This is a genomic window from Geobacter sp. DSM 9736 (assembly GCF_900187405.1).
Taxonomy (GTDB): Bacteria; Desulfobacterota; Desulfuromonadia; order Geobacterales; family Geobacteraceae; genus DSM-9736.
In genome coordinates this window covers 2,620,700-2,634,604 of the sequence record NZ_LT896716.1, presented here as the reverse complement: position 1 = coordinate 2,634,604, position 13,905 = coordinate 2,620,700, and the positions used below count along the sequence as shown (strand labels likewise).

The 13,905-nt window shown below is 61.7% G+C and carries 11 protein-coding genes; 7 read left to right on the top strand and 4 right to left on the bottom strand.

Annotated features, from left to right (window positions below; translation table 11 throughout):
- The first annotated feature begins 22 nt into the window (after positions 1–22).
- From cbiE to cobD, 7 genes are read left to right on the top strand one after another with little or no spacing between them, the layout of a single operon-like run.
- Complete coding sequence (gene cbiE, locus CFB04_RS11955; protein ID WP_088535485.1) at positions 23–1,234, top strand: precorrin-6y C5,15-methyltransferase (decarboxylating) subunit CbiE; 1,212 nt, start codon at positions 23–25, stop codon at positions 1,232–1,234.
- A 33-nt stretch (positions 1,235–1,267) separates the two neighbouring features.
- A complete protein-coding gene (gene cobI, locus CFB04_RS11950) occupies positions 1,268–2,002 on the top strand; it encodes a precorrin-2 C(20)-methyltransferase (protein ID WP_231934168.1) in 735 nt (244 codons plus the stop codon).
- 8 nt (positions 2,003–2,010) lie between these two features.
- The gene (gene cobM / locus CFB04_RS11945; RefSeq protein WP_088535484.1) at positions 2,011–2,799 is read left to right on the top strand and encodes a precorrin-4 C(11)-methyltransferase; all 789 of its coding nucleotides are present in this window, start codon (positions 2,011–2,013) and stop codon (positions 2,797–2,799) included.
- Between the two features lie 33 nt (positions 2,800–2,832).
- A complete protein-coding gene (locus tag CFB04_RS11940) occupies positions 2,833–3,888 on the top strand; it encodes a cobalt-precorrin 5A hydrolase (RefSeq protein ID WP_088536808.1) in 1,056 nt (351 codons plus the stop codon).
- Between the two features lie 52 nt (positions 3,889–3,940).
- Positions 3,941–6,271, top strand: coding sequence for a cobyric acid synthase (locus CFB04_RS11935; RefSeq protein WP_088535483.1), 2,331 nt, complete (start codon positions 3,941–3,943; stop codon positions 6,269–6,271).
- The gene (gene cbiB / locus CFB04_RS11930; protein WP_088535482.1) at positions 6,271–7,239 is read left to right on the top strand and encodes an adenosylcobinamide-phosphate synthase CbiB; all 969 of its coding nucleotides are present in this window, start codon (positions 6,271–6,273) and stop codon (positions 7,237–7,239) included. The genes CFB04_RS11935 and cbiB overlap by 1 nt, the downstream gene beginning before the upstream one ends.
- A 12-nt stretch (positions 7,240–7,251) precedes the next feature.
- Positions 7,252–8,337 (top strand): threonine-phosphate decarboxylase CobD, encoded by a 1,086-nt coding sequence (cobD, locus tag CFB04_RS11925; RefSeq protein WP_088535481.1) that lies wholly within the window; start codon positions 7,252–7,254, stop codon positions 8,335–8,337.
- A 54-nt stretch (positions 8,338–8,391) separates the two neighbouring features.
- Here the strand turns inward: cobD and rdgC are convergent, their stop codons facing one another.
- The 4 genes from rdgC to glpK form a co-directional block, all read right to left on the bottom strand.
- Positions 8,392–9,573, bottom strand: a complete 1,182-nt coding sequence (gene rdgC, locus CFB04_RS11920) for a recombination-associated protein RdgC (protein ID WP_088535480.1) — start codon at positions 9,571–9,573, stop codon at positions 8,392–8,394.
- A 124-nt stretch (positions 9,574–9,697) separates the two neighbouring features.
- Complete coding sequence (locus CFB04_RS11915; RefSeq protein WP_172825491.1) at positions 9,698–10,576, bottom strand: EamA family transporter; 879 nt, start codon at positions 10,574–10,576, stop codon at positions 9,698–9,700.
- 60 nt (positions 10,577–10,636) lie between these two features.
- Positions 10,637–12,193 (bottom strand): glycerol-3-phosphate dehydrogenase/oxidase, encoded by a 1,557-nt coding sequence (locus tag CFB04_RS11910; RefSeq protein ID WP_088536806.1) that lies wholly within the window; start codon positions 12,191–12,193, stop codon positions 10,637–10,639.
- Positions 12,194–12,417: 224 nt separating this feature from the next.
- Positions 12,418–13,905, bottom strand: a complete 1,488-nt coding sequence (glpK, locus tag CFB04_RS11905; protein WP_088535479.1) for a glycerol kinase GlpK — start codon at positions 13,903–13,905, stop codon at positions 12,418–12,420.

The following is a 13,905-nucleotide window of genomic DNA, read 5'->3' as shown; positions in this document are numbered from 1 at the left end:
CTGCGCGTTTACGGAGGGACGAATGCAGAAAATCTATCTCGTCGGTGCCGGAATAAGAGGTTGGGAAGGTTTCGGCTCCAAGGCGCTGGAGGTCATCGGCAAGGCTGACGTCCTCATCGGCCATCAGCGGCACCTCGACATCTTTCCCGATTTTGCAGGGGAAAAGCAGGTGCTTGGCGAGCTTTCCGCGATGCTCGATTTCCTGAAGGGCACGGACAAGCGGGTGGTGGTGCTCGGTTCAGGAGACCCGAACTTCTTCGGCGTCGCGCGGTTTCTTATGCGTAACCTTCCAAAGGACCGGATCGAGATATTCCCAAACGTCACGAGCGTGCAGTACGCCTTTGCCAGGATCAGGGAGCCGTGGGACGATGCAATTTTCGTCTCCGTCCACGGCCGTGGGCTGAAAGGTGCAATCGACCGGATAATCGCCGCCGAGAAAGCGGCCGTCCTGACGGACAACGTCAACACGCCTGCCGTTATAGCCCGGGAGCTGATAAAGCGTGGCGCCGACGGCTACGATGTTTATCTGTGCGAGGACCTGGGGCTGCCGGGCGAAAAGTTCACCAGGACCGATGTGCGCGGACTGGCGGACCTCGCTGCTTCCGAGCTCAACATACTCATCTTCATCAAGACTTGGGAGCCGAACCTTGAGCAGTACCCGCTGATCGGCATCGCGGACGACGAGTTCGCCACCGCCAAGAAGCTCATCACCAAGCAGGAAGTGCGTGCCATAACCCTTGCGAAGCTGCAGTTGCAGGACGACCTCGTCATGTGGGACATCGGCGCGGGAAGCGCCTCGGTTTCCATCGAGGCCAGCAACCTCATGCCGAACGGCCGGATCTTCGCTCTGGAGAAAAACGCCCAGTATCTCTCCTTCATTCGTGACAACCTCAAGAAGTTTGTCGCCCGGAATGTCCTGCTTATCGAGGCATTCGCTCCGGAGGGGCTAGATGACCTTCCCGACCCCGATCGGGTGTTCATCGGAGGGTCGGGGGGCATGCTGGAAGAGATCATCGAGGCGGTGGACCGCCGCCTAAAGCCGGAAGGGATTATAGTCATCAATGCCGTCACCCTCGATACGCTCACCAAGGCTGTCGAATTCCTCGAAGATCATGGCTATACCGTCGAGGTCACCTGCGTGAACATCGCCCGGACCAGGGGGCTTACAGAATACAAGATGTTCGAGGCCCATAACCCGGTCTACGTCATTGCTGCCACTAAGGGAGATGAGTAGTCTCCCCTGTTACTCGCTTTCAAGGATACCGTTGTGCCCGCTATAACATCTGCCCGAATCTACGCCGTCGGCATCGGCCCCGGCGACCCTGACCTGCTGACCCGCAAGGCTGAGCGGATCATCCGGCAGGTGCCGGTGATCTGCTGTCCCACGGGCGCCGCCGAGGCGTCCAGTTATGCCCTCTCCATCGTCGAGCAGTTCATCGACCGTTCACGGCAGGAGGTGCTCGTTCAGGTCTTCCCCATGCGCATGGACCAGGAGGGGCTGGATGCATACTGGGAGAAGGCTGCGGAGGAGGTGGCCGCCCGAATCGCCCGCGGTCAGGATGTCGCCTTCATCACCATAGGAGATCCCTTTCTCTATTCCACCTTTCTCTATCTCTATCGCATCTTTATCGCAAAATATCCGGGCATTCCCGTCGAGATAGTCCCAGGGGTGACGAGTATCGGCGCTGCTGCTGCCGCCTCCGGCGTGCCGCTCGGGATGGGAAGCGAGCGGATAGCGATCCTGCCGGCCGCTTACGAGGATGAGGAACTGCGCCGGACCCTGAAAGACTTCGACACCGTTGTCCTGATGAAAGTGAGCCGGGTCTTCGACAGGCTCTATGCAGTTCTGAAGGAGCTCGGGCTGGCCGATCGGGGCGTCTTCATCCGCCGGGTCGGCTCCAGCGCCGAGGAGGTCGTATTCGATCTGGCGAGTCTCGTGGGAAAGGAGCTCGATTACCTGTCGATGGTGATCGTGCGGAAGACGGTAATCCACGCGCAATAAGGAAGCTCATGCGTTCAGAGGCAGTAAATGTTCATTTCGTAGGTGCCGGACCCGGGGATGCCGAGCTGATCACGGTCAAGGGGGCCCGCCTTCTGAGGGAGGCGGAGGTGGTCGTTTTTGCCGGCAGCCTGGTGGACCGGGAACTCGTGCGGGTTCACGCGCCGCACGCGGAGGTGCACGACTCTGCAGGGATGACCCTTGAGGAGACGACCCGGGTGCTGGCGCAGGCGGTTTCGGACGGAAAGAGGGTAGTACGGCTCCATACCGGTGACCCATCCGTCTACGGAGCCATTCAGGAGCAGATGGCTGAACTGGACCGGCTCGGGATCTGCTACGACGTGGTTCCGGGGGTGACGAGCGCCTTTGCGGCAGCGGCGGCGCTCAGGCAGGAGCTGACCCTGCCTGAGGTTTCGCAGACGGTGGTGATAACCCGGATGGAGGGGAGAACGCCGGTGCCGGAGCGGGAGCGCCTTTCCCAAATAGCAGCCCTTGGGGCCACCCTCGTTATATACCTTTCAGTCTCCATGATCGAGCGGGTTGTCGAAGAACTCCTTCAGGGTGCGTATTCGGCAGATACTCCAGCGGCTGTGGTCGCCCGCGCTTCCTGGCCGGACGAGCTGGTACTGGAAGGGACCCTCTCAGACATTTCTGAGAAAGCGGCCGGAGCGGGAATCGGGAAGCAGGCGGTGATACTCGTGGGGGAAGTGCTGCGGGCACGCCGGGAGGGGATGAAGGCCAGGTCACTCCTCTACGACAAGGGGTTCAGCCACGGCTTCCGGGATGGAATCATCACATGACACCCGGTGGAGCCGGGGGGCTTGCAGGACGGGATGAAGACAGCCGTCATCGCCATAACCCGTAACGGGGCTCATCTGGCGGCGCGGCTCCGGGAAGGTCTTCCGGGGGCGGAGCTGCACGTGCTGCGCAGGTATGCGGGTCCCGCCGGGAAAGGTGCCCTCCCCTTCGACGGCGAGCTTGGCGAGGTTGTGGCGCGGCTGTGGCCGCAGGTCTCCGGCTTCGTCTTCATCATGGCGACCGGAATCGTCGTCAGGCTGGTGGCGCCTCTCCTGGAGGGGAAGGAACGGGATCCGGCGGTGGTCGTTATGGACGATGCCGGCCGCTTCGCAATCTCGCTCCTCTCCGGGCATCTGGGGGGTGCGAACGAACTGGCCTGCCGCTGTGCGTTCCTGAGCGGCGCCCGCGAAGTCATTACCACCGCCACCGACGCCAACTGCCTCCCCTCCTTCGACATGCTTGCGAAAGAGGCGGGGTGGAACATCGACGATCTTTCCCGCGTTAAGGTCCTCAACGCTCTCCTTCTCGACGGGGAGGAGATCGCGGTGGTCGATCTTTCCGATACCGTTCGCCCCTACTTTCACGGACGGGGGCGCCTCACTTTCCACGAGACTTTCGTGGAGGCGTTGCAGAGCGGGGCGAAAGGATTCGTGTTCGTCACGAACCGGCACCTTCCTCCACAGATCCGCACCGAGCGGCTCCTGGTGCTTCGCCCGAGAAACCTGGTCCTCGGAATCGGCTGCAACAGCGGCACCTCTGCGGATGAGATCGAGCAGGTGGCGTGCAGCCAGCTGAAGCGCCTGTTTCTTTCGATCAGAAGCGTAAGGTGCATCGCCACAGCGGAGGCGAAGCGGGGAGAGGAGGGGCTGCTCGCTTTCGCCGCCAAGTACCAGGTGCCGGTACTGTTTTACGAGAGCCGCGAGCTTAATCTGGTGGAAATCCCGTCCCCCCCGTCGCTCCACGCCATCAATGCCATCGGAGCCGCCGGCGTAGCCGAACCCGCTGCACTGCTGGCGGCGGAAGGTGGCCATCTGCTGCTGAAGAAGGTAAAGAGCGGCAACGTTACTCTGGCCATTGCGGAAACGGAATAACTAGTTCGCCAGCTTGTCCCTATAGCCCAGTACTGTTAATCCCGAGGTTTTCATGTCCACACTCTTCGTCGTCGGCATCGGTCCCGGCGGCCTGAATCATATGACCCTGGAGGCACGGGAGGCCATTTCCCGCGCCGAGGTCGTCGTCGGGTACCAGACCTACCTCGGATTCATTGAGCCCCTCCTGTCCGGTAAAGATGTGGTTTCTTCCGGCATGACACGTGAAGTCGAGCGCTGCCGTCGGGCCCTCCAGCTTGCGGCTTCAGGGAAAGAGGTCGCCCTTGTATCGAGCGGTGATGCGGGTATATACGGTATGGCTGGACTCGCCCTGGAGCTGGCTGCCGAACCCGATTTCAACGGAGCACCTCCGGAGATCGTCGTCGTTCCGGGGGTCTCCGCCCTGCAGGCTGCGGCTGCCGTACTCGGCGCTCCTCTAATGCATGATTTCGCCGTCATCTCCCTCTCCGACCTCCTCACTCCGTGGGACCTGATTGAACGGCGGCTGCGGGCGGCGGCAGATGCGGACTTCGTCATCGCGCTTTACAACCCGCGGAGCAAGGGACGTGTACGGCATCTGGAAGAAGCGCAGCGCATCCTTCTCTCCACCCGGGCTGCAGGCACGCCAGTCGGGATTGTCCGCAACGCCTGCCGGAGCGGCGAGGAGAAGACGGTCACCAATCTGGGGGATATGCTCTCCTGCCACGTAGACATGTTCTCCGTCGTCATCATCGGCAATTCCTCAACATACCTCGACGCCGGCCGCCGAATAATCACGCCGCGGGGGTATCGAACCGGCGCCGAGGGTGGGGCTTCAGGGGCAAAAGCTGACACGACGGCTCCGCTTCCCGGACAATCCTCCGGCGCTGCCGTCATGTTCTGCGGAACCGCGTCGGATGTTGGTAAATCCGTCATTACCGCCGGGTTTTGCCGGATTCTGAAGAACCGCGGAATTGCGGTGGCTCCCTTCAAGTCCCAGAACATGGCGCTCAACTCGGCCGTCACCCCCGAAGGGGGAGAGATCGGCAGGGCTCAGGCGGTTCAGGCGGAGGCGTGTGGACTCGCGCCGCATACCGACATGAATCCCGTTCTTCTCAAGCCAAGCTCGGACACCGGGAGCCAGGTCATCATCCAGGGGAAGCCGGTTCGCCACATGACGGTGGCCGAGTACAACAGGTACAAACCGGAGGCATTCCTCAGAGTGCGGGAAAGCTTCGACAGACTCAGGAACACATACCGGTTCGTTGTCATAGAAGGGGCGGGAAGCATAGCCGAGATAAACCTGAAGGCCCATGACATCGCCAACCTTGCGGTGGCGGAAATGGCGGACTGTCCGGTTATACTGATCGCGGACATTGACCGGGGAGGGGTCTTCGCCCAGATCGTGGGGACGGTGGAGCTGCTTGACCCTCAGGAGCGGGCTCGCGTTCAAGGGGTGATCATCAACAAGTTCCGCGGAGATCCCACCCTCCTCAGTTCCGGTATCGATTTCGTAGAAAGGCGCACCGGCATACCCGTCCTCGGGGTAATTCCCTGCTTCACCGGCTTCCATATCCCCGACGAGGACAGCGTGGCGCTTCAGAAGCGGCAGAAGGTAGTCTCCATCCCGGCCCGTAAGCAATCTCTCGTCATCGGAGTGGTCCGTCTATCCCGGATCTCCAATTTCACCGATTTCGACCCTCTCGATGCGGAGCCCGACGTGGAGGTCCGCTACATTGAGGGACGGCAGCAACTGGAAGGGCTCGATCTCCTCATCCTTCCGGGAAGCAAGACGACGGTAGCGGATCTCTATCTTCTGATGGAACGGGGGCTCTACGACGCCATCAGAGATTTCCGGGGACCGATCATGGGGATCTGCGGAGGGTATCAGATGCTTGGACGGCGTGTGCTCGATCCCCACGGCGTGGAATCCAACATCCGGGAGGCGCGGGGGCTGGGACTGCTCGATGCGGAGACGGTGATGCTGCCGGAGAAGACCACACACCAGGTGACTGCGCATCTTCTCGATGCCGGACTGGAGGCGTTCCCGCACGCGGAGCCTGGCCTGGCCGGCTACGAGATCCACATGGGGGATACTGCCCTCGGTGCAGGCGCCCGCCCCTTTGCAAGGATCGCCACCCGCTCGGGGAGTGAGGCCGGCATTGAGGATGGGGCCGTATCACCCGATAACAGGGTTGTGGGTACCTACCTCCACGGGATCTTCGAAAACGAAGGCTTCCGCAGGTCGCTGCTGAACCGGCTGAGGGCCGCCAAGGGGCTTCCGGTACAGGAGGCGCGGAGTTCCGCACCCGATTCCTTCGATCTTCTTGCGGAACACCTGGAGCGGCACCTGGATATGGAGCGTCTCTTCGCTATCTGCGGTCTGCCCGACATGGGAGGGATGTAATGCTTCTGTTCGCTCCGGACATCCTTGTCGTTACGGCGGCCGTCCTCCTCGATCTCATCATTGGAGATCCCAGGTGGATGCCCCATCCGGTAGTCTACATCGGAAAAATTGTCGAGCTCCTCGAACGCGTGCTGCGGAGATTAAGGCTGCCGGAGCGTTTCGCCGGGGTTCTTCTCCTTGTCGGCACAGTCTCCATGACGGTCGGGACGGCCTTTGCCCTCACCAATTCGGTGCGGGTGGTCCATCCATGGGCAGCCGTCGCCCTTTCCATTTTCTTTGCGTGGAGTTGTCTAGCCGCCCGGTCCCTTCACAGCGAGTCGCAGCTAGTCGCCAGGGCTCTTGAGCGCGGGGACCTGGCTGCAGCGCGCCGCCACCTCTCCTTCATCGTCGGAAGGGACACCGAGGATCTCTCGGAGCCGGAGATATGGCGGGCGCTGGTGGAGACCGTCGCGGAAAACACCTCAGATGGAGTCGTCGCTCCCCTCATTTTCCTGATGCTAGGGGGGCCGTTGCTCGCGCTGGGGTACAAGGCGGTGAACACCCTAGACTCGATGGTCGGGTACAGGAACGAGAGGTACCTCAAGTTGGGTTGGGCTTCCGCCCGTTTCGACGATGTCGTCAATTATGTGCCGGCTCGCATCACCGGTTTCCTGATGGTCATGGCGGCACCGCTGGTGGGGCTTTCGGGAAAGCAGGCTCTCAGGATGATGTTCCGGGACGGAAGAAATCACTCCTCCCCAAACAGCGGGGTTCCGGAGGCTGCCGCCGCAGGCGCCCTCGGGGTGCAGCTTGGGGGCACCAACCGGTACGGCGGTGTTCCGGTGGCGAAGCCCACCATCGGAGACCCGGACCTTCCGCTTTCACCGCGGGCCTACCGCGGGGCCGTTCGGTTGATGTACGCGGCGGAAGGGCTCCTGCTCGTCGGGTGGCTACTGGTTGTAGCTGTCACCTGTAAATACTGCTTTTGAGGGAATTTGCCCGTGGCAGGTAATTTTACCCATGGGGGCAACGTTTTTGCCGTTGCCCGAGGACTCGGAGTCGCTCCCGAGGACCTTCTCGATTTCTCGGCGAGCATAAACCCCCTGGGTTTGTCTCCCCTGGTGCGGAATGCCGTTCTTGCGGCGCTGGACCGTGTCGTGCATTATCCGGACGACTCAGCGGTGGAACTGCGGGAGTCGCTGGCGGCCTTTCACCGGGTGTCACCGGAACAGGTGGTGGTAGGCAACGGCTCCACCGAATTGATCTATCTGCTCCCCCGTGTTGCCGGAGGTGGAAGAGCGCTCATTGTGGGGCCTGCTTTTGCGGAGTATGCGGCCGCCCTGGCACGGGAGAAGTGGGAGGTCGGGTATCATCTCCTGAAAGGGGAGGAGGGTTTCGCTCTTTCGGCGGGTGCGCTGGAGGAGCGGCTTGCGGAAGGATGGGATCTTCTTTTCCTTTGCAATCCGGGAAATCCTACGGGGAAACTTCTTTCGCGGGCGGAGGTTGTGGAGGTGTTGCGTCTCTGCCGGGATGCCGGAACGCTGCTCGTTCTCGACGAAGCCTTCATCGACTTCTGCGAGAAGGATTCAGTGGCGGGGCTTGTGGCGGAAGAGGGGGGAGGAATTACGCTCCGCTCGCTCACCAAATTCTTCGCAATTCCCGGCTTGCGGTTGGGTTATGCCCTGGGCGAGGCGAAGCTCGTGAGCCGGATCGCGTCCCATCGTGAACCTTGGAGCGTGAACAGTCTCGCCCAGGCGGCAGGCCTCGCGGCGCTGGGGGATGGAGAATACCGGTCGAACACCCTTGCGCTGGTGGCGGAGCAACGGGCTGCTCTGGAGCAGGGGCTTGCACACGTACCTGGGCTCAATCCCTTTCATTCCGCGGCAAACTTCATCCTTGTTGAGATAACCGGCGGCACATCTGCTGCGGAACTGCGAGACCGGCTCCTGGCGTCCCGGATACTGATACGGGATTGCGGCAATTTCAAAGGCCTCAACGGCAGGTTCTTCAGAATCGCTGTAAGGACGGCGGAAGAGAATTCGCGGCTTCTCGCCGCACTTCGCGAAACCCTCCCGCCCCCTGCATAAATCCTGACAAGGAGCGGGGCTTCTCCGAGACGGCCGCTCCTTCCCCCTTTTCCGCTACTTTCGCGGCAGTTCCTCCTCAAGCCAGTTGCCTATCTCCCCTTCCCGCCCGGGCCACTCCGCTCCGAGCCGTTCCTGCAGGAACGCGGAATAAAGGCTGTCGAACAGCTGCAGTCCCCGCTCCAGCAGGTACATCCTCTCGAAGAAGACGGCTTCCCGCTCGCTCACGGCATCCACATCGTCACCCTTTTCGATTTTCACCGCAGGAGCCCGGAATGAGGCGAAATGGAACGGCTCTCCCTTCAGGGTCAGGCGCCACGCGTGCTCGTCCTGCTCAAGGTAGATGGTTGCCTCGCTGATCCTTTTTCCGCCCGCCAGCGCGGTGCGTACCTCGGTGAAATGATCCTGGGGGCCCGCCACGGTCACCTTCTGCATCCCCTCTTCCCCCCCGCCGACAAGCACGAGCCTGTCGTTGATGTAGGCCGTGAAGCCGGTTCCGGCATCACCGGGGCCGGGGCGGTTAACCATGCAGGAGGGGGTCCCGTTCATCGACCGGTACATGAGCCAGAGGAGAAAGTCGTTGCCTATCCACTGATTGCTCTTTATCAGGTCGAGCACTGCGTCGGTGGTGGCCTGATTCGCTTTTTGAAGGGCCGGGAGCAGCTCATCCCCGATCACGTCGGCGGCTCGCGAGTAGGGATGTACCGCCACGAGCCGGACGCCGTCGAAGGTCTTCTTGAACAGGTTTTCGAAGATCTCGACAGGTTTCGCGCCGAGGGCCGTGAAGGTTACGATGTTGCTCCGGGTGTCCCAGACCGCGTCGAATGTGGAGGGGACAGGGAGGGTCCGGACGAGCAGGGAGAGCCGAACCTTTTCCAGGAGTTCTTCCCGCCTCTGTTTCGGCACTCGCCTGAGCCCCGGGTTTGCCGCCAGGAACTGGTCATGCTCTTCCCTTACGTACGCCTTGAGGAGGGGGGCCGGAATACGGCGCTGGTCGCGGCGCAGGGTGAAGACGAGGTAGTGGTCCCTCCAGAAGGCGGCAGGGGAGGAAAACGAACTGTCGCTGTGGTCGTCCACCTGGACCCATCCGGTGGAGACCTCCTCGGCGGAATCCTCGATGGACCGGAAGCCGTTGCGTGAGAGACGTTCCGAAACCCATTCAAACAGCTCCTGATGGCCCGGTATTTCTCCGATAGCCCGGAACTGGCAGATGCTGACGGTGTTGGAGAGAATGCCCATATGCTGGTGCTCCTTTGCTTCTGAAAATGAGGCATAACTGGATACACCTTTTACCGGGGAGGGGCAAGGAAAAACTGGATGTCCCGCTGACCGTAGAAAGTTCCGGACCAAGCGTCGGAACGTGTCACTGCCAGAGGACGATCAGCGCCGCTCCCGCCACCATGAGGGCGGCTCCGGCCAATCTTTCCCGCAGTCCTTTTTCTCCGAACAGCATGTGGCCGAAGAGGACGCCGAACAGCAGACTGCAGCGCTTGACGGAGATCATGTAGGCAACGTTAGTCATGTTTATCGCCGCCATGTGGGTAGCGACCATGACTCCGTTGAGGATGCCGGGGAGGGTAACCGCTCGGATCAGGCTTGTTACCTCAGGCCACCGGAGCTCCTTTCTGCCCATCGCAAGAGCGACCGGCGCTGTCACGGCGACGAAGGCCGCATAATAGGCGGCGGCGAAGAAGAGGGGTGAAGAGGCGACCACGGCTTCCTTCCCAAGGGTGGAGGTAAAGCTGTAGATGAAGGAGACCACCAGCATGGCAAGTGCGCCTCGCTCTTTGCCGATCGCCCGCAGCGGAGCGAGCCACCCCCCCCTGCTTTCCCCCAGGTTGAGAACGTAACTTCCGGCGGCGATAAGGATGATTCCCGCAGCCCCCCCGGCCCCGATGCTTTCTCCCAGAAGCAGAAAGGGGATTACCAGCAGGAAGACGGGGGTGAAGGAGAGAAAGGGGAGGGTAAGGCTCAGTGGAGAGAGTTTGAGAGCCTTCATGTAGAGAAACGTCGCACCGATTTCGAGAAAGAGCGACGTGAGGAACGCCCGGTAAAAGCCGGGGGCGGGTGAGGGGGACGATTCCAGCGGAAGCACCGCCAGAAGGAACGGAAGGCTGAGGGCAACCCGCAGCCACATGACCAGGTACTCGTTGTGGCGGGAAAGGGCCTTTTTGGTGAGGGCGTCGCTGGCGGCAAGGGTTACGGCGCTCACCAGTGTGAGCGGAAGCCACAGATCAATCATCGGACAAGGGACGTGACGCGGGGTAACCGATGGCCCGGAGCTGACGCCTGGGCAGGCGGATCACAGCACGTAGCCCGCAGCGAGGCGGCAATAGGCCTCCACTTGCCGGTGTTCCCATTCCTCGTCGCGCCCCAGCTCCTTCGCCATGAGGCTTGCCACCAACGGAGCTGCTTCCATGCTGGCCCGTGCATCGAGGTAGAGTGCCCGGGTCCTACGGGCCAGAATGTCCTCAACTGACCGGGCCCACTCGGTGCGGACCCCCCAGATCACCTCGCACGCCCGGTAGGGAAGCCTCGGATGGAGCGATTCCCCCCACGCCGGGTTTTCCGCAGCAAGCCTGGCGAGTCCTTCGGCATCGGCGCCGTAGTCGCACCAGAGACCGCCTCCGGAGGAGGTTTCCTGCCAGCCGTGGATGCGCAGGTGGCGTGTCATGGAGCGGCAATCTTCGAGACCGGCGACGGCTGCTGCTGCGTCAACGGCATCTTCCCCCATCTTGCGGTAGGTGGTCCACTTGCCGCCTGTGATGGTGACAAGTCCCGAGTCGGTGATGCAGAGAGTGTGGTCGCGGGAAAGGGAGGCTGTCTCCATCTCCCCTTCTTGCCGCACGAGGGGCCGTAGCCCCGCGAAGACGCAGAGAACGTCGGATGCGGTGGGATGTTTGGTGAGATAGCGGGCAGCATGCTTGAGGAGAAAATCCACCTCTTCCGGGAGGGGACGCGGCTCTTCGCAGATCTCCTCCACCCGGGTGTCGGTGGTCCCGATCAGTACGCGGTCGTGCCAGGGTACGGCAAAGAGGACCCTTCCGTCCTCCGTATGCGGGACCATTATGGCGCTGTCGCCGGGGAGAAAGGAGCGGTCCAGCACCAGATGCACCCCCTGGCTTGCGGTGACGAGGTTTTCGGCGGAAGGATCGTCGAGGCGGCGGATGGTGTCGGTGAAGACGCCGGTGGCGTTGACGACTACTCGGCCCCGGATCTCGTAGTCGCGTCCCGTTTCCCGGTCCCGAGCGGTGACTCCTTCCACCAGCCCGTTGTTCTTGAGTAGCCCCGTGACCTCCATGTAGTTGAGAGGAACCCCCCCCAGGTCCGCCAGGGTCTGGGCGAGGTTTACGGCGAGACGTACGTCGTCGAACTGGCCGTCATGGTATATGACCCCTCCCCGCAGGCCGGAAGGCTCTACGGTCGGGAGAAGGCGGATCGTCTCCTCTCTGGTGAGACGCATGGATGGCCCGAGGCCAAGCTTTCCGGCGAGCATGTCGTAGAGCTTGAGCCCGATTCCGTAAAAAGGGCCTTCCCACCAATCATAGAGCGGTACCACGAAAGACAGGTTTCGCACCAGGTGCGGAGCGTTGCGGAACAGAAGCCCCCGTTCCCGCAGGGCTTCAAGCACCAGGGCGATGTTCCCCTGCCGCAGATATCGTACCCCTCCGTGGATGAGCTTGGTGCTGCGGCCTGAGGTACCCTTTGCGAAGTCAGCCTGTTCCAGGAGAAGCGTCCGGTATTCCCGCCCGGCCGATTCGACCGCGGTACCGAGTCCCGTGGCTCCTCCTCCTATGACGATCACATCCCACGTTTCTGCCGGTTCTTCCAGGTAGTGGAGGAAGTCTTCCCGCGTCATACATCCTCGTTCGGAGGTCATTGAAAAACACCCATCTCGCCGCACTCCTCTAAAGCCGCCATGTACGGCATAGCCTTGCTATCCTCCGTATGGCTTGCTTCGGCGTGCGACGATCTGTCTGTTTTGAACAACCCCAGTTTTCAGTAATCTGCTACTGGATCTGACGGAAACAGCTTTTCATAAACCAAATTGCCGCGTATTGCAATGGTAAATCCTCGTTGCATCTACGTTTCCCACCCCTTTGCCCTCTGTAGCGCCCGATCCCAGCGGTTCCGCAGCAAGGCCGACTGCTCCTGCTCCATTGCCGGGGTAAACCGCCGGTCTGCCACCCATGATGCGGCAACCTCAGACTCATTTTCCCAAACACCGGTTGCCAGACCGGCCAGGCGAGCGGCCCCCAGAGCGGTTATCTCCGCCGTCGCCGGACGTACGGTGGGAACTCCGAGGAGATCGGCCTGAAATTGCATGAGCAGCCGGTTTTCGGTTGCTCCTCCATCCACGCGAAGCTCCGCCAGGCGGATACCCGAGTCCTTCTCCATGGCTTCGAGAATGTCGGCTGTCTGGAATGCTATGCTTTCCAGGGCGGCCCTGGCAATATGTGCAGCCGTGCTCCCACGGGTAAGTCCGACAATGGTGCCCCGCGCATAGGGATCCCAGTGAGGCGCGCCGAGCCCGGAGAATGCGGGGACGACCACTACCCCGCCGCTGTCGGGAACCGAGGCGGCGAGCGCTTCGACCTCTGACGAGGCCTTGATGATGCCCAGACCGTCTCTGAGCCACTGCACCACTGCCCCTGCAATGAAAACGCTCCCTTCCAGGGCGTAGGAGGTCCGGCCGCCGATCCGCCAGGCGACGGTCGTCAGGAGGTTGCTTCTCGACCGCACCGGCGTCTCCCCCGTATTCATGAGCATGAAGCAGCCTGTGCCGTAGGTATTCTTAACCATTCCGGGTGCTGTGCAGGCCTGGCCGAAGAGCGCCGCCTGCTGGTCCCCTGCGATACCCGCAATTGGAATTTTACCTGCCAGAAGGCGGCCGGCCGTTTCACCGTAGATTTCGCTGGACGAGCGAATTTCGGGAAGCATCTCCCGCGGTATTCTGAAGATTTCGAGAAGCCCGTCGTCCCATTCCCCGCGGTGAATGTCGCACAGAAGCGTCCGGGAGGCGTTGGTGACGTCGGTGGCATGGAGGGCTCCTCCGGTGAGGTTCCAGAGGAGCCAGGAATCGATAGTCCCGAAGGCCAGTTCTCCCTTTTCCCCCCGCCTGCGCAGCTCCGGGTCCCGGTCGAGAAGCCAGGCGAGCTTCGTTCCGGAGAAGTACGGGTCGAGTATCAGTCCCGTCTTCTCCCGGAAGAGAGGCTCCAGTCCCTCCGCTCTGAGCTTCCCGCACATCTCGGCGGTCCTCCGGTCCTGCCAGACTATCGCGTTATGGAGGGGGCGGCCGCTACTTCGCTCCCATACGAGGGTCGTTTCCCGCTGATTGGTGATGCCTATGGCCGCTATGTCCGTAGCGGTGAGGCCAGCGCTCGTGATGGCCTCCATGGCCACTCCCGCCTGCGTGGACCATATCTCGTTCCCGTCATGCTCCACCCATCCGGGCTGAGGAAAAATCTGGCGGAATTCCTTCTGCGCCAGTGATTTTATGCTGCCGGTCTCATCGAAAACGATGGCGCGGGAGCTAGTGGTTCCCTGATCGAGGGCGAGAATGAAGGGCAT

Bases quoted from the DNA above. Each gene is read 5' to 3' on its own strand.
- cbiB (WP_088535482.1), top strand. From the start codon at position 6,271: ATGCTTCTGTTCGCTCCGGACATCCTTGTCGTTACGGCGGCCGTCCTC.
- cobM (WP_088535484.1), top strand. From the start codon at position 2,011: ATGCGTTCAGAGGCAGTAAATGTTCATTTCGTAGGTGCCGGACCCGGG.
- glpK (WP_088535479.1), bottom strand. From the start codon at position 13,905: ATGCCCTTCATTCTCGCCCTCGATCAGGGAACCACTAGCTCCCGCGCC.
- CFB04_RS11915 (WP_172825491.1), bottom strand. From the start codon at position 10,576: ATGATTGATCTGTGGCTTCCGCTCACACTGGTGAGCGCCGTAACCCTT.
- CFB04_RS11940 (WP_088536808.1), top strand. From the start codon at position 2,833: ATGAAGACAGCCGTCATCGCCATAACCCGTAACGGGGCTCATCTGGCG.
- CFB04_RS11910 (WP_088536806.1), bottom strand. From the start codon at position 12,193: ATGACGCGGGAAGACTTCCTCCACTACCTGGAAGAACCGGCAGAAACG.
- cbiE (WP_088535485.1), top strand. From the start codon at position 23: ATGCAGAAAATCTATCTCGTCGGTGCCGGAATAAGAGGTTGGGAAGGT.
- CFB04_RS11935 (WP_088535483.1), top strand. From the start codon at position 3,941: ATGTCCACACTCTTCGTCGTCGGCATCGGTCCCGGCGGCCTGAATCAT.
- rdgC (WP_088535480.1), bottom strand. From the start codon at position 9,573: ATGGGCATTCTCTCCAACACCGTCAGCATCTGCCAGTTCCGGGCTATC.